The 14,475-nt window shown below is 66.5% G+C and carries 14 protein-coding genes; 7 read left to right on the top strand and 7 right to left on the bottom strand.

Annotation, left to right across the window (positions count from 1 at the left end; genetic code table 11):
* Positions 1-24: 24 nt before the first annotated feature.
* From U1769_RS04385 to U1769_RS04370, 4 genes are read right to left on the bottom strand one after another with little or no spacing between them, the layout of a single operon-like run.
* Positions 25-1,194 carry a phenylacetate--CoA ligase family protein gene (locus U1769_RS04385; protein WP_332712459.1) on the bottom strand — a complete coding sequence of 390 codons (1,170 nt, stop codon included), beginning with the start codon at positions 1,192-1,194 and terminating at the stop codon, positions 25-27.
* Positions 1,191-2,096, bottom strand: a complete 906-nt coding sequence (locus tag U1769_RS04380; protein WP_332712456.1) for a glycosyltransferase family 2 protein — start codon at positions 2,094-2,096, stop codon at positions 1,191-1,193. Before U1769_RS04380 ends, U1769_RS04385 begins: the two co-directional genes overlap by 4 nt.
* Positions 2,093-3,340, bottom strand: a complete 1,248-nt coding sequence (locus tag U1769_RS04375; RefSeq protein WP_332712453.1) for a hypothetical protein — start codon at positions 3,338-3,340, stop codon at positions 2,093-2,095. Before U1769_RS04375 ends, U1769_RS04380 begins: the two co-directional genes overlap by 4 nt.
* The gene (locus tag U1769_RS04370; RefSeq protein WP_332712450.1) at positions 3,337-3,954 is read right to left on the bottom strand and encodes a hypothetical protein; all 618 of its coding nucleotides are present in this window, start codon (positions 3,952-3,954) and stop codon (positions 3,337-3,339) included. The genes U1769_RS04375 and U1769_RS04370 overlap by 4 nt, the downstream gene beginning before the upstream one ends.
* Here U1769_RS04370 and U1769_RS04365 point away from each other — a divergent pair.
* Positions 3,938-4,150 (top strand): hypothetical protein, encoded by a 213-nt coding sequence (locus tag U1769_RS04365; RefSeq protein ID WP_332712447.1) that lies wholly within the window; start codon positions 3,938-3,940, stop codon positions 4,148-4,150. The genes U1769_RS04370 and U1769_RS04365 overlap by 17 nt on opposite strands.
* A gap of 195 nt (positions 4,151-4,345) precedes the next feature.
* Here U1769_RS04365 and U1769_RS04360 read toward each other — a convergent pair whose 3' ends face one another.
* Complete coding sequence (locus tag U1769_RS04360; protein ID WP_332712444.1) at positions 4,346-5,620, bottom strand: dicarboxylate/amino acid:cation symporter; 1,275 nt, start codon at positions 5,618-5,620, stop codon at positions 4,346-4,348.
* Between the two features lie 76 nt (positions 5,621-5,696).
* On the opposite strand from U1769_RS04360, the gene glmM reads away from it, so the two are divergent.
* From glmM to folP, 6 genes are all read left to right on the top strand, one after another.
* A complete protein-coding gene (gene glmM / locus U1769_RS04355; RefSeq protein ID WP_332712441.1) occupies positions 5,697-7,034 on the top strand; it encodes a phosphoglucosamine mutase in 1,338 nt (445 codons plus the stop codon).
* Between the two features lie 30 nt (positions 7,035-7,064).
* Positions 7,065-7,295 (top strand): DUF1272 domain-containing protein, encoded by a 231-nt coding sequence (locus U1769_RS04350; RefSeq protein ID WP_332712439.1) that lies wholly within the window; start codon positions 7,065-7,067, stop codon positions 7,293-7,295.
* Between the two features lie 31 nt (positions 7,296-7,326).
* The gene (gene thiD, locus U1769_RS04345; protein ID WP_332712436.1) at positions 7,327-8,457 is read left to right on the top strand and encodes a bifunctional hydroxymethylpyrimidine kinase/phosphomethylpyrimidine kinase; all 1,131 of its coding nucleotides are present in this window, start codon (positions 7,327-7,329) and stop codon (positions 8,455-8,457) included.
* Positions 8,454-9,098, top strand: coding sequence for a ribonuclease HII (rnhB, locus tag U1769_RS04340; RefSeq protein WP_443030171.1), 645 nt, complete (start codon positions 8,454-8,456; stop codon positions 9,096-9,098). The genes thiD and rnhB overlap by 4 nt, the downstream gene beginning before the upstream one ends.
* Positions 9,099-9,381: 283 nt before the next feature.
* Positions 9,382-10,518 (top strand): site-specific DNA-methyltransferase, encoded by a 1,137-nt coding sequence (locus U1769_RS04335; protein WP_332712430.1) that lies wholly within the window; start codon positions 9,382-9,384, stop codon positions 10,516-10,518.
* A gap of 37 nt (positions 10,519-10,555) precedes the next feature.
* Positions 10,556-11,623, top strand: coding sequence for a dihydropteroate synthase (gene folP, locus U1769_RS04330; protein ID WP_332712427.1), 1,068 nt, complete (start codon positions 10,556-10,558; stop codon positions 11,621-11,623).
* 7 nt (positions 11,624-11,630) lie between these two features.
* Here folP and U1769_RS04325 read toward each other — a convergent pair whose 3' ends face one another.
* Both U1769_RS04325 and U1769_RS04320 read right to left on the bottom strand, forming a co-directional pair.
* Positions 11,631-12,851, bottom strand: coding sequence for a Gfo/Idh/MocA family protein (locus tag U1769_RS04325; RefSeq protein ID WP_332712425.1), 1,221 nt, complete (start codon positions 12,849-12,851; stop codon positions 11,631-11,633).
* Between the two features lie 131 nt (positions 12,852-12,982).
* Positions 12,983-14,404: a sigma-54-dependent transcriptional regulator gene (locus tag U1769_RS04320; RefSeq protein ID WP_332712422.1), complete on the bottom strand. Its 1,422-nt coding sequence runs from the start codon at positions 14,402-14,404 to the stop codon at positions 12,983-12,985.
* Between the last annotated feature and the right edge of the window lie 71 nt (positions 14,405-14,475).

Genomic DNA, 14,475 nt, shown 5'->3' with positions numbered 1-14,475 from the left:
TTCGTACCGAGTAGCTCCGGCAGGTCAGCGCCGGAAATCGACGATGGCCGGCGTCTTTGTCGTCGCGGGGTCCTGGTACAGCACGGCGCGCGGTTCGCGGCGGACGTCGCAGGCGCCGGGCGTGCCGGTGCAGTTCAGCAGCTTGGCCAATTGCGCGGCGATGGCCCCGGTCGAGCATTTGCCCTCGTCATCGACCACCAGCAATTGCAGCGTGTCGCGACCTTGCGCGTCGAACCGCAACTGCACTTGAAAACTGTCCGCGCCGCTCACCAGCGGCGTGAGCAGGTCGAGGTCGAAGGTCATTTCGGCGAACTGGAAGGATCGGCTGTCGCGCCCGCGCAGTTCGAGGAAATGTGTGCCGTCCCGGTCGATCAGCCGGCCGACATCGCCGACGCGGTAGCGGAAGACCGGGAAGCGAGCGCGGAAGGCATTGGTGATGGCAAGCGGGCCGAAACCGTCCTCGTCCGGCGCCATGACCTCCACGACCAGGCCCGGCAAGATCCTGAACAGGCCGGGATGGCGGCTGGCATCGCACCAGGCCCAGATGCCGGTCTCGGCACCGCCATACAGCGACCAGACCTGCTCCGTGCCGAAGGTCTCGCGCAACAGGGTGAGAATCGTGTCGCGCAGCGGCTCGCCGGCATAGAGAAGCTGCGGGATCCGCAACGTCTCGCCGCAATCGATCAGGAAGCGCGCGAACAGGATGAGCTTCGAGGGCGTGCCCATCAGATGCGTCGGGCCGAAGCGGCGCGCGATCGAAAGCATGTCCTCGTACCGGGCATGCGCGCTCATCGGCAGGGTCGTCGCTTCGCAGCGTTCGAGCAGGTCGTCGAGAATGGCGGCGGTGCGGTACAGGTCGGAATAGCCGAAGATATTGAGCGCGACGGTCTGGGGGTCGAACACGCCGTCAGTCCGCAGGCATGCCGACAGCGCCTGTCGCTGGGCAAGATTCTCGACGATATCGACACGGAAGATCAGCGGCTTCTGCGTGCTGCCGCCGGATCGCACCAGATAGACGCCGCGCGGCTCGTCCCCCGGGGCGAAATCGCTCAGGCGCTCCAGCAGCACATTCTTGTCGGTTGCGGGTGCGTCCCGCCAGTCGGCAATGCCGGCGAACTGCTCGCGGTAGAAGACATGGTCCCTTGCCCGGAGGAAACAGTCGCGCAGCAGCGCCTCATCGCCGGACGATGTCATGCCGCGATAACGCTCATCTGCAGGAGCAAGGCCTGATGATGCGCCAGGAACAGAGCCTTCTGGTCGTCCGGCAGGATCGACAGCGCATGGTCCACCCAGCGATCGGTCAGCATCCGCGCCACTGCCCGGTCGTACGGATCACTGCTGTCCTGGTACCGTCGCACCGTGGGCGGCACTTCGAGCGTGCGCCAGTCCCGGTGGGGGCGATGCGACAGGCTCTCGCTGGTAACGCGGAACCGGATCAGCGGCGCGGCGAACAGTCCGACCCGGCCACCGCCCGCCACGATCGACCGGGCGACGCGGTACCACAGGTCGATCCCTTCGTTCAGCCGGGCGTCCGCATGGTAGCGATGCTCCGCGATCCACTCGCGGCGCACGACGACATTGCTCGCCCGACCCATGAAGAAGTCCGGATGTGCGGCGGCGCGCAACGGGTCGGCGAGCAGCAGCACATCGCCCGCGAGAGGGGTGAGCTCGTCGGCCAGGGCGGGCAGCTCCGGAAAGATCTCGCCCGGGGGGTCGCTGGCATAGCCGAGGACCATCATCGCCAGCGCGTGCATGTCCATTGCCTCGCCTATCCGGCGCAGCGCATCGGGGCCCAGGGCGTCGTCCGCATCCAGGCAGAGGATGAGATCGGCATCCGCGCGGTCGAGGCCGGTGTTGCGGGCGGCGCCGGGGCCGCCATTGCCCGGGCGCCGGAGCAATTCGACGCGGGTCGAGCGCAGCGCGCCGGCATGTTCGGCCAGCGCCCGTTCCGCGGCTTCGGCGCTGCCATCGGTGCTGGCGTCATCGACCACGATCAGCTGGTCGGGCGGCATGTCCTGCAGCGCCAGCGATGCGATCGCATCCCCGATGAAGGCGCGCTTGTCGAACAGCGGAATGATGACGCAGAGCGTGGTCATGGCGCAAGCAGCGGGACATAGATGTGGCCGCGCCGCCCATGGACGTTGATGATCTTCTCGTCGGAGCCGCGGAAGACGCCCGCGCCATAGCTGACATCGTCCCGGCACAATTGCATGCCGACCAGATGGATCGGGCCGACCTCGCCGGGTGCCTCGAACGGCTGCTGCGGCAGATAGAGCTGGTACATGTCCTCGGCCCATTCGGCGATCACCCGGTCGCGCCACGCCGCATCGCCGCAATCGCTCCGGACCAGCGCGTCGATGCCACGACCGCCGCTGCTGCGCTTGGCGATCATGTCCTCGTCGCGGGCGAGCAGCGCTTCGCAGCCGGAGCGATCGGCGATCGTCCAGGACGGGATGAGGAAGGCCCGAAGCATCGCATTGTCTTGCGGCGACAGCAGGTCGCGCATGATCGCATCGTCCCACAGCACGGCGAGCGTGCGCTTGTCATGGACCAGGATCAACGTGCGCACATCGTTGAAATAGGCGCCTGTATCGATCAGGTGCTGCAGCGCCTCGATCGGGATCAGCGGCAATTCGCTGCGATCCATTTCCAGGATGCAGTGGTCGACCGGTGTGCCGCCGGCGAGGAGCCGGCCGTCCCGGATAGCCAGCGTGGCTGGATGGGCCTGGACGAAAGCGATGCCGCGATCCTGCAGCGCCTGGGCGAGCAGGAAGATCTCGGTGCCTGCCTCGCGCGCATGCACCATCGCGACGGTCTCGCCCGGGCGGTAGCGGGCGCAGAGATCGTCGAGGAACCGGCCCTGCCCGGCCTGAACCGCCAGCCCCGCCTGCGCGACGTGCGGCGCATAGCTTTCCCCGGCGCGCAGGCTGAGCATCCAGCCATTGAGCGGATAGCGCGCGCCGATCTCGCAAAGCCGCGGTTGCCCGTCCAGGTCGTAGACGAAATCGGGACGGTAAAAGCCGATCCGATATGGCTGGGCGCTTGCCAGGCGCAGGATCGCCTCGAGCGTTTCCGGCAGGGCATAATGCGCGCGAATGCGCGGATTGTCGGCATAGCGCGTCACGATTGCGCGCAAGGCGCGTTCGAGCACGCGGTTCAGGTCGCGCAGGCGGTCGAGATACGCCGCCGCGACCACCACCGGAACAGCGGCCAGTTGCGCGACGGCGACCACCGGCGGGTCGCCAAGCGATGCGGCAAGCGCCGGCCGCGGATCAGGGGTGAAGTCGCAGTCCGCAATCCACAACATCGGCGCGTCGGCGTCGCGCGCGCGCGACGTCAATGCACGGGCTCGAGTTCAGCCATGGCGCCCGGGCAGACATGATCGAGCACGGCTGCCTTTTTATCGAGATAGGTGCCGACGATATCGTCGAGCGAATAGGCGCTGATGTCGGCATCCATCGCATCGCAATAATGCCGGATCGCGTCGAGCGCGTGGAAAAAATGGTTCTTCTCGGTCGGCCCGCAATGCACGCTGATCCAGCCGAGCGTGCGGCGGCACTCCGATTGCGCGATTCCGTAATCCTCGCGCAACCAGCGCGTGAAGAGCGGGAGGATGAACTCGACCTCGCCATGCGTGTAAATTTCGTGCGCGAGCGTGGCCAGCAGCGACACGAGCAGGTCCGGGCTGCGCAACGCCGCATGGTCCTTCCACGCCTTGAAGTCCTTGGCGGACGGGTGGAGATAGTGTTGCGACAGCCAATGGTCGTCACCGACGATGTCAGTGGCCATCTTGTAGAACATCTCCGAATGCAGGGTCTTGTGGGTGACCGCGAGATCTTCGTCGATGATCCGGTCGAGGCTGGTCATCGCGCGCAGCAACGCCGTCTTGTCGGCGATGTCCTTGTTGCGATGCAGGAGCAGAGTGAGTCGGTTGCCGATGCCGGCCGTCGTCATTGCGCTGTTATTGGTCTGCGACCAGCTTTGGAAGAAATGGCGCAGCGTATCCGGACTCTGGCGCCGTGCGGTCAGCGACTGGAATCCGGTTTCGATCCTGTCGAAATTTTTCCTGTGGCGCGAAAATGAGCCGATCAACTCATGCTTCAAATGCGAGTCCGGAACAGATTCAAGAACAGGCATGATGATGTCATGAAGATGCGTCAAGGCTAGCGATCCTTCGACAATCTTTAAAGATGTCCGGCGAATTTAAGTATACGCTAACGATGATTTGAACAGGCGGATTCACTGCCCGGCCGGTGTTCCTCCGTCAAGCGGGGCAGACAGCATTTATCGGCGTTTTGGTTCTATTTCCGCGAGCCGCTGCGCCGGGTGCATCAGGCGGCCGGCCTCAGGCCTGGCTGTCGCGCAGCAGCGTGTCCGCATCCGTGAATAGCACCGCGTTGCCGCTGCGTTTCGATACGGTGACGGTCGTCGCCAGATCCATCGTCACATTGCCGAGCGTGCGGAAGATGTCGGGAATGGTCTCGACCGCAACCAGCAGGCCGAGCGGTGCGACCGGCACGCCCATCGCGATGCAGATCGGCGCGATCGAGGTGACGAAGCTGATCTGCCCCGGCAAGCTGACCGCGCCCATGGTGGTGATCGCCGCGACGGCGACGCCGGCCGCAAGCTGCGCCGGGCCGAGCGGTACGCCGAACCAGTAAGCGACATAGATCGCGACGGCGAGGTTCATGGGCGGCCCCGTCACCCGGAAGATCGCGACCGCGAGCGGCAGCGTGACGCCGGAGGTCGCGACGGGCACGCCAAGCCCTTCGGCGCCGCGCAGCATGGCGGGCAGCGAGGCGAGCGAGGATTGCGTGCTGATCGCAACTGCCTGGGCCGGGCCGGTCGCGCGGGCGAAGCGGGCCAGGCCGATGCGCCCGCCGATCGTGCCGATCGGGTAAGCCGCGATCCATACCAGGATGCCGATCGAGGAGATGACCAGGACGTAATGAAGTAGCGCGCCGAACGCCGCCGTGCCGGCCTTCGCACCAACGACATAGGCCAGAGCCAGCACGCCGAGCGGGGCGAGCCACAGGATCCAGCCGATCACGATCAGCATCACATCGGCGATGGCCTGGAAGAATTTCGTCAGTAGCTGGCGCGGTTCGGGCGGAAGCCGGGTGAGCGCGAAGGCGAACACCATGGTGAAGACGATCAGCGGCAGGAAGGCGTTGGTGGCGGCGGCGGTGACGGGGTTGGTCGGCACGATCGAGACGATGAAATCGACAAAGGGCGGCACCGGACCGACCGGCGCCGTCGCGCCGAGCGCGGTCCGCAGGGCTGCGGCTGCCTCGGTCGGCAGCGGGAACCAGCCGAGCAGCAGGGGGGTGGCGATCGCGGCGAAGGCGGAGAAGAACCACAGCAGCCCGATGAACAGCGCGAGCGCGCGGCCCGCGACCTGGCCGGCCCGGGCTGCCTCAGCGGTCGCCGCGACGCCGGTGATGAGCAGGGATACGACGAGCGGGACGATGGTCATCTGCAGTGCATTGAGCCAGGCAGTGCCGATCGGCTGCGCGACGACGAGCCCGTCCGCGGCGGCGGTCGGCGCCCAGGTCGCGAGGCCGATGCCGATGGCCAGACCCAGCACAAGGGCCAGGAGAATGCGGGTTGCTTGCGACATGCTCGCCCTTCGACCTATCCGGCGCTATCACGCCGCTTGATTGAATTGAGCTGCATAGCTGAACGGACGCGCTGACATGGCAAGAAAATATTTCGGCACCGATGGCATTCGCGGGGCGACCAACCTCTCGCCGATGACGGCGGCGATGGCGATGAAGGTCGGTATGGCGGCCGGCGCGCATTTCGTGCGCGGCGATCACAAGCACCGCGTGGTGATCGGCAAGGACACGCGGCTGTCGGGCTATATGCTCGAAAACGCGATGGTGGCGGGCTTCACCAGCGTCGGCATGGACGTGGTGCTGGTCGGTCCGATGCCGACGCCCGCTGTCGCGATGCTGACTCAGTCGATGCGGGCCGATCTCGGCGTGATGATCTCGGCCAGCCACAACCCCTATGCCGATAACGGGATCAAGCTGTTCGGGCCTGACGGCTACAAGCTGTCCGACGCCGACGAGCTGGCGATCGAGGCGCTGATCGACGGCGAGGTGCCGCTGGCCGCCTCGGCTGACATCGGGCGGGCGCGGCGCGTCGAGGATGCGCGGGGTCGTTATATCCATTTCGCCAAATCGACCTTTCCGGGGCACCTCCGCCTCGACGGGCTCAAGATCGTGGTCGATTGCGCGAACGGCGCTGCCTATCAGGTCGCGCCGGCCGCGCTGTGGGAGTTGGGGGCGGAAGTGATTGCCATCGGCACCGCGCCCAACGGCAAGAACATCAATGACGGCGTTGGCTCCACCGCGCCACAGCTGTTGTGCGAGACCGTCGTGGCGTCGGGCGCCGCGCTCGGCATTGCGCTGGACGGCGATGCCGATCGGCTGATCGTGGTGGACGAGCTCGGCCATGTCGTCGATGGCGACCAGCTGATGGCGACGATCGCGAGCGGCTGGGCACGGGCGGGGCGGCTCGCCAATGGCGGGCTGGTCGCGACGGTGATGTCCAACCTCGGGCTCGAACGACATCTCGCGACTCAGGGCATCAAGCTTATCCGCACCAAGGTGGGCGATCGCCACGTCCTGGAGGCGATGCGGGCGCAGGGCTATAATGTCGGTGGCGAGCAATCGGGCCACATCATCCTGTCGGACTATGCGACGACCGGTGACGGGCTCGTGGCAGCGTTGCAGGTGCTGGCCGAGCTGGTCGAGAGCCGCTTGCCGGCGAGCCAGCTGCTCCACCGTTTCGAGCCTCTGCCGCAGCTGCTGAAGAATGTGCGCTTCGCTGGCGGCAAGCCGCTTGAAGCGGCGTCGGTGAAGGCAGTGATCGCCGAAGCCGAGGCGGAGCTGGACGGCAAGGGCCGGCTGGTGATCCGCCCGTCGGGCACCGAGCCGGTAATCCGGGTGATGGCCGAGGGCGACGACCCGGCACAGGTCGAGCGCGTGGTTGACCGGATATGCGACGCGGTGCGGGCAGCGGCGTGATCGCGAGCCGAGCTTACGAAAGGAGTTCCAATGCTTGAGATGCGCCCCGATTGCGAACGCTGCGGCACGGACCTTCCCGCCGACGATGCCGGCGCATTCATCTGCTCGTTCGAATGCACTTTCTGTGCTGCCTGTGCCGAGGCGCTCGACGATCGCTGCCCCAATTGCGGCGGCGAGCTGATGGACCGCCCGGCGCGGGTCGATGACGCGCTGGAACGCCATCCCGCATCGACCGAACGCAAGTTCAAGGGCCGGGCGTGACCTCACAGAGATCTTCCCGGGTCCGACCACGATGACTCCCCGCATCCTGATCATCGCCGGCTCGGATTCAGGCGGTGGCGCGGGGATCCAGGCCGATATCAAGACCGTCACCATGCTCGGTGGCCATGCGATGACCGCGATCACGGCGATCACGGCGCAAAACACCCTGGGCGTGCAGGCCGTGCATCTGGTGCCGACCGAGATGGTCATCGCGCAGATCAATTCGGTCGCCTCCGATATCGGTGTCGATGCAGTGAAGATCGGGATGATCGGCTCGGCAGAGACGGCCATTGCCGTGGCGGATCGACTGGAGGCGATGCCCGGCGTTCCGGTCGTGTTCGATCCGGTCATGGTCGCGACGAGCGGCTCCGTGCTGGCCGATGACGCGACCATTGCCGCTTTCGCCCGCCTGATCCGGGTCGCCGCTGTCGTTACCCCGAACCTGCCGGAACTGACGGCGCTAGGGGGCGAGAATGTTGTGTGCGAACAGGGTGCGGCGCTGCTGATCAAGGGCGGTCACGCCGAGGGCGATACATTGGTCGACCGGCTGATCCTCGCCGATGGCGGCGAAATACGCTGGTCCGATCCCCGTATAGACACGGTCCATAGCCATGGCACCGGCTGCACCTTGGCGAGCGCCATCGCGACCGGGCTCGGGCAGGGCATGACGCTGGCGGACGCGGTCGCGCGGGCGCGGACCTTCGTCAGGGTGGCGTTGCGCGAGGCGCCCGGCTTCGGCGGCGGCCATGGTCCGATGGGGCACCAGGCCGTCCGGCTCGACAGCGATCTCTGCGGCCCGGTCCTCAACCAGGTAACGCTGCCACTGGCCGATTACGCGGCCAGTACCGCCTTTTACCGCCTGCTCGGCCTTCGCCAGATCGTCGAATCGGCGCCGCGCTATGCCCGGTTCGAAAGCGCGGGCGGGGCGACCCTGTCGATCGAGACGGCGGACGAGATTGCGGGCAAGCCGGTCGTCTTCCTCGAATGCGGCGATCTGGATGCGCTGGTCCAGCGGTTGCGCGAGGCGGGCGTCGCCGTTTCCGATTCGGTGCTGGAAGACTGGGGTTGGCGCGAAGCCCGGCTCGCCGATCCCGCCGGCAATGCGATCCGTCTCTATCAGGCTGGCGAGAACCGCCGCTTTCCGCCATGGCGGCTGACGTGACCCGGCCTTCGCTGAAACATGAAAAGCTCTGCCTGGCGCCCGTCGCGGGCGTCGACGAAGCTGGCCGCGGGCCGCTGGCGGGGCCGGTGGTGGCGGCAGCCGTGATCCTGCCGGCCAAAGGCGTGCCCCGCGGCATCGATGATTCGAAGAAGCTCAGTGCCGCCGAGCGGGCCCGGCTGCATGAGCGATTGCGGGACTGCGCGATTGTCGGGGTCGGCATCGTCGAGGCGGACGAGATCGACCGGCTCAACATCTATTGGGCGACGATGAAGGCGATGACGCTGGCGGTCGAGGCGCTCGGCCAGTTGCCTGCGCATGTGCTGGTCGACGGCAACCGCCTGCCGCGCTGGACGCATCAGGCAACCGCGATCGTGTCCGGCGACGCGATCTCGCTCTCGATCGCTGCGGCGTCGATCATCGCCAAGCATACCCGCGACGCGATCATGATCGCTCATGCCGAATCGCACCCGCATTATGGCTGGCACTCGAACAAGGGCTATGGCTGCCGCGCGCATCTCGATGCGTTGCGCATCCACGGGCCCTCGCCGCTGCACCGGCGCAGCTTCGCGCCGGTGGCGCAGGCCTATTTCGATTTCGGCCCGGCGCCGCAGGTCGAGCAGACGATCGCCGAAGCGCGGTAGCGCGCGTGTTCGGCTGATCGACGTCGCGATTCGGAATACTGGCGCGATCGGCGCCGTGCGGATTGGGATCGGCGGAAAAACGACCGAAGCGCCGGCGACTGAGTCTTTTGGGCCACACCCCATGGGTTGAGTCCCTGTGGATAACTCGACTCAATATCTGGGTGGCTTCCTAAAATGTTCCGCTCCGCTAACGATTTGGCGGCTGAATCCGTTAACTAAACTCTGCTTGACCCGAGTCCGGACATCCGCAGGGATGCGCGCTCTTGAACGGGGACAGTAGAACATGGGCGTTATCGACAAGGTCAGGGCGCGGGCCACGACACCAGTGGCGGACGGGCTGCCGAACGCCGAATTGCCGCTCGACAGCATCATCATGCAGGATTGCATCACCGCGATGCGGGCTTTGCCGGCCAAGTCGGTCGACCTGATCTTTGCCGATCCGCCCTATAATCTCCAGCTCGGCGGCGATCTCAGCCGGCCGGACGGCAGCCATGTCGATGCGGTGACCGACGATTGGGACAAGTTCGATTCGCTCGCCATCTACGACAAGTTCACCCGCGCCTGGCTGGCCGAGGCGAAGCGCATCCTGAAGGATAATGGCGCGATCTGGGTGATCGGCAGCTATCACAACATCTTCAAGGTCGGCAGCGCGATCCAGGATCTCGGCTATTGGATCCTCAACGATATCGTGTGGCGCAAGGCCAATCCGATGCCAAATTTCAAGGGCACGCGCTTCACCAATGCGCATGAAACGCTGATCTGGGCGTCGATGGGCGAGAAAGCGCGCTACACCTTCAACTATCGCAGCATGAAGACGCTCAACGACGAACTCCAGATGCGCAGCGACTGGGAATTCCCGATCTGCGGCGGACAGGAGCGGCTGAAGCGGGATGGCGTAAAGGTCCATCCGACGCAGAAGCCCGAGGCGTTGATCTACCGCATCCTGCTCGCCTGCACCAAGCCGGGCGACGTCGTGCTCGATCCGTTCTTCGGCACCGGCACGACCGGCGCCGTCGCCAAGCGCCTCGGCCGGCGCTGGATCGGGATCGAGCGCGAGGCGGGCTATTGTGCTGCCGCGATCGAGCGGATCGAGGCGGCGTTGCCCCTCGACGAATCCGCGCTGGTGACGATGCAGTCGCCCAAAGCGGCGCCGCGCGTCGCCTTCGGCACGATCGTCGAGAACGGAATGCTGGTCGCGGGCGCGGTGCTGACCGATGCGAAGCGCCGCTACAGGGTGACGGTGCGGGCCGACGGTTCCGTGATGAGCGGCGACGTGACGGGCTCGATCCACAAGCTCGGCGCGACGCTGCAAGGCGCGCCGGCGTGCAATGGCTGGACCTTCTGGCATTATGAGACGCCGGACGGCCTGAAGCCGATCGACGTGCTGCGGCAGAACTACCTCCTCGCCACCCAGCCATAGTCGCGCACGCGCCGGCCGGGCATGACGAAAGAGTCCGATGACAAGCTCGCTCCACCTTCGCCCCGTCCAGTTCGTCGACACGCCAGTAGGGCGCGATGGCGAGGTGGCGCGGCTGGCCGGCGGCCTGTCCTGGTTCGCTGCCTATGAAGTGATCGAGGACGGGCGTCGCCGCACCGTCCCGATCGCTGAATTCGAGGCGCTTGCCGCAGGTGACGAACGCGCCGCCCAACTCCACGCCCGCATCACCAGCCCGCGCCCGGCGCTGACGCTCGGCGATCGTGTGCTCCGCTTCGATCAGCCCGCGGTCGCCGGCATCCTCAACGTGACGCCAGACAGCTTTTCGGACGGCGGCAGGAACAGCGATGGCGCGGCGGCCGAGGTTGGGTTCGATCTCGCCGTCAAAGGCGCCGCGCTGATCGATGTGGGGGGCGAATCCACCCGGCCGGGCGCGCCGCTGGTGTGGGAAGGCGACGAGGTGAAGCGCGTCGTGCCCGTGATCGAGCAACTGGCGAAGAGCGGCACGCTGATCTCGATCGATACCCGCAAGGCCGTCGTGATGGAGGCAGCGCTCGCCGCGGGCGCCGCGATCGTCAACGACGTGGCGGCCCTGCTATGGGACGATCGCGCGCTGGAGGTCGTCGTCCGCGCCGGTTGCCCCGTGATCCTGATGCACTCGCCCGATCCGGCGAAAGGCCCGCATGGCGACGGACGCTATGGCGACGTGCTGACCGAAGTCTATGACTGGCTCGAGGCCCGGGTCGCGGCTGTCATCGCGGCTGGCGTCGCGCCGGCGAACATCATCGTCGATCCCGGCATCGGCTTCGGCAAATCGCTCCAGGACAATCTTGCGCTGATGAACGGGCTGGCGCTGTTTCACGGCTTCGGCTGTCCGGTCATGCTCGGCGCGAGCCGCAAGCGCATGATCGGCGCCCTTTCCAACGAGGCGCCCGCGACCGAGCGGCTGGGCGGTTCGATCGCGCTGGCGCTGAAGGGAATCGAGGCGGGCATGCAGTTGCTGCGCGTCCATGACGTCGCCGAAACGGTGCAGGCGCTGCGCGTGTGGCGTGGTTTGAAGGATGCGGCGCTGGTCAGCCGTCCCGGCTGACCGCGTTTCAGGTCGGCCTGGGCAGGTCGACCACCGCTGCGGGATCATAGACGCGCCGATACCCCCAGTCGGTCTTCACCGTCGCGCCGCCCCTGGCGACCGACTCCAGGATGGCGGCGATCAGCCTCACGTCCTGCAGGCCTTCCTCTCCCGGGGTGACGAGCGGCACGGTGCCGCGCACGACTTCCGCCATCCAGTCCATCTCGCGCTCGAACTGGTCGATCTCGGTTATTTTCGGCGCGGCCTGAGCGGCCGGCACGCCGATCAAACTGAGCTTGTTGCCGCCGTAGAAACAGCCGGGGTCGGCCACCAGCCGCCCATTCTCGCAGAACACCTGATAGGCCATGGTGCCGGCAACGGAGAAGGAAGTGGTGCCGTTGGCGATCGTCCCCGAGGGAAAGCGGAACTGCCAGGAGATGACGTCTTCCACATTCCTGAAGCGCGGATCGGTCCGGTCGGTCCTGGCCCAGGCCCGCACCTCGACCGGCTCCTCGTCGAGCAGATAGCGCGATGCGTTAATGCCATAGACGCCCATGTCGGCCAGTGCGCCGCCGCCCGACATCTTCATGTCGAGCCGCCACACATCGGATGGGTCCGACAAGGTCGATTGCCGCCCCATGTCAGTAGTGACGATACGTGGCTTGCCGAGCGAGCCCGATCGCAGGCGGCGCATCGCCGCGAGGTTCAACGGCTCGTAATGGCAGCGATAGGCGATCATCAGCTTGCGATTGGCGGCTTTCGCGGCGGTGATCATCGCCTCGGCATCGGCGACGCTGGTGGCCATGGGCTTTTCGCACAGCACGTGCTTGCCAGCCTTCAGCGCGCGGATCGTGAACTCCGCGTGCATCGCATTGGGCAGTACAATGTAGACCACCTGGATGCGCGGGTCCTTCGCCATCCGGTCGTAATCGGTGTAATTGTAGATCGCGTCCGCGGGCAGGCCGTTCTCCGCCGCCACGCGGCGCGCTTTGGCGGGATCGCCGCTGACCACGGCCACGAGCTTCGCGCTTTTCGCGGTCTTCAGACCGGGGATGATCTGGTTGAGCGCCAGCTTGCCCAGCCCGACGACGGCAAAGCCGATCTTGTCCTTGTCGGGCAGCGTCGGCCGGGCCTGAGGTTCGGCAATGGCATCGCCGCCGGGGCTGGCGATCGCGGTGCCTGCGATGGCGGCGGATGCACCGGCGAGGCCGAGTTCGATCAGGGTGCGGCGCGAGATGGCGTTCGGCATGCTGGTCTCCTCCGGCTTCGCGCGGAGCAGCCGCGGGCCGTGACGATCCTATAGCATTTCAGCTGAGGCGTGACGAGACGATAGCCTCCGGACTCGGTTGTCGAGGTGACCGGAGAGGGCGGTGTCGCGGCTCACGCTGCTTTGTCGATCCCCAGTTCGCCGAGCTTGCGATACAATGTCGAGCGCCCGATCCCGAGCCGCCGCGCGACCTCGCTCATGCGGCCGCGATAATGGCCGATCGCAAGGCGGATCACATCGGCCTCGATCTCCTCGAGCGCGCGCAGATTGCCGTCCGGGTGGAACAGGGTGATGCCGGTGCAGGCCGCGGTCAGCACCGGTCCGGGGAGCGTGTGACGTTGATTGCCGAGTGCCGCGATCCCGGGGAAATCGGTGCTGGTCAGCGCGTCGCCTTCACACAATATTGCCGCCCGGAAGAGTGCGTTCTGGAGCTGGCGGACATTGCCGGGCCACGCATATTGGGCGAGCAGGGCCAGCGCGTCGTCGGTGATGCCGATCTGGCGCTGCCCGGGCTGGCCGGCGATCCGGGCCAGAAGATGGTGGGCGAGGGCGGGAATGTCGGCGGCGCGCTCGCGCAAGGGCGGGATGCTCACCGGCACTGCGTTCAGCCGGTAATAAACGTCCTCGCGGAAACGCCCTGCCTCGATCTCGGCGATCAGGCTGTCGTCGGTCGCCGCTATCACGCGGACATCGATGGTGCGGGTGTGCCGTGCGCCTACCGGCTGGATCTCGCCGAATTGCAGCACGCGTAGCAAGGAGATCTGCGCCTCCGATGGCATCGCCCCGATCTTGTCGAGATACAGCGTGCCGCCATCGGCTTTCTCGAATTGGCCGATCTTGTGGTCGAAGGCGCCGGTGAAGGCGCCCTTTTCGTGGCCGAACAGCTCGGATTCGAGGAGATTGGCGGGGATCGCCGCGCAATTGACCACGACCAGCGGCTTCTCCCCGCGCGGGGAGGCAGCATGGAGTGCCGCTGCGACCATTTCCTTGCCGACGCCGCTTTCCCCTTCGATCAGCACCGGTACACGCGCTCGCGCCGCCTTGGCGGCGATGGCGAGGGCGGCGCGGAAATCGGGTGCAGCGCCGACGATCTCGTCAAAGGTCAGCTGCGCCGGGATCTTCTCGCTCAGCGGGCGCAACTCATTCGCGGCGGTGCCGGAGATAGCGGCATCGAGCGCGCCGAGCAGGCGCTGCGGCGCAACGGGCTTGACCAGAAAATCGCGGGCTCCGGCGCGCATCGCCGCGACGGCATGCGCGACGGCGCCGTTGGCGATCAGCATCAGCAGCGGCAAATCCGGACGCCGCCGGTGGATTTCCGCGATCAGCGCGGTGGTGTCGGCGTCGGCCGACCAGTGATCGATCAGGACTGCGGCGATGTGGATACCGTCCTGCGTACCGAGCAGCGCGATTGCCGCTTCCCCATCATTGGCGAACACCGCACGCCAGCCGTGTCGCGCGGCAAGCGCCGTGACCAGGCGCCGCTGCGCCGGTTCATCGTCGATCAGCAGCAACAGCCGCTGCCCGTTATGCGTCATCCCGCGCGTCCAATCATCCCGATCCAGCCGGTAACCATAGGGAGTAGGGGTAAAAGCGCCCTTAAACGTCC

The organism is Parasphingomonas zepuensis (genome assembly GCF_036663735.1).
In the GTDB taxonomy this organism is placed as follows: Bacteria; Pseudomonadota; Alphaproteobacteria; order Sphingomonadales; family Sphingomonadaceae; genus Sphingomonas.
The sequence above is the reverse complement of the archived record's forward strand: the minus strand, read 5'-3'. Positions and strand labels throughout refer to the sequence as shown.

Excerpts from the sequence above, each read along its gene's own strand:
- U1769_RS04385 (WP_332712459.1), bottom strand. The coding sequence starts at position 1,194 with ATGACATCGTCCGGCGATGAGGCGCTGCTGCGCGACTGTTTCCTCCGG.
- U1769_RS04380 (WP_332712456.1), bottom strand. The coding sequence starts at position 2,096 with ATGACCACGCTCTGCGTCATCATTCCGCTGTTCGACAAGCGCGCCTTC.
- U1769_RS04365 (WP_332712447.1), top strand. The coding sequence starts at position 3,938 with ATGCCGGCCGTCGTCATTGCGCTGTTATTGGTCTGCGACCAGCTTTGG.
- U1769_RS04370 (WP_332712450.1), bottom strand. The coding sequence starts at position 3,954 with ATGACGACGGCCGGCATCGGCAACCGACTCACTCTGCTCCTGCATCGC.
- U1769_RS04360 (WP_332712444.1), bottom strand. The coding sequence starts at position 5,620 with ATGTCGCAAGCAACCCGCATTCTCCTGGCCCTTGTGCTGGGTCTGGCC.
- glmM (WP_332712441.1), top strand. The coding sequence starts at position 5,697 with ATGGCAAGAAAATATTTCGGCACCGATGGCATTCGCGGGGCGACCAAC.
- U1769_RS04350 (WP_332712439.1), top strand. The coding sequence starts at position 7,065 with ATGCTTGAGATGCGCCCCGATTGCGAACGCTGCGGCACGGACCTTCCC.
- thiD (WP_332712436.1), top strand. The coding sequence starts at position 7,327 with ATGACTCCCCGCATCCTGATCATCGCCGGCTCGGATTCAGGCGGTGGC.
- U1769_RS04335 (WP_332712430.1), top strand. The coding sequence starts at position 9,382 with ATGGGCGTTATCGACAAGGTCAGGGCGCGGGCCACGACACCAGTGGCG.
- folP (WP_332712427.1), top strand. The coding sequence starts at position 10,556 with ATGACAAGCTCGCTCCACCTTCGCCCCGTCCAGTTCGTCGACACGCCA.
- U1769_RS04325 (WP_332712425.1), bottom strand. The coding sequence starts at position 12,851 with ATGCCGAACGCCATCTCGCGCCGCACCCTGATCGAACTCGGCCTCGCC.
- U1769_RS04320 (WP_332712422.1), bottom strand. The coding sequence starts at position 14,404 with ATGACGCATAACGGGCAGCGGCTGTTGCTGCTGATCGACGATGAACCG.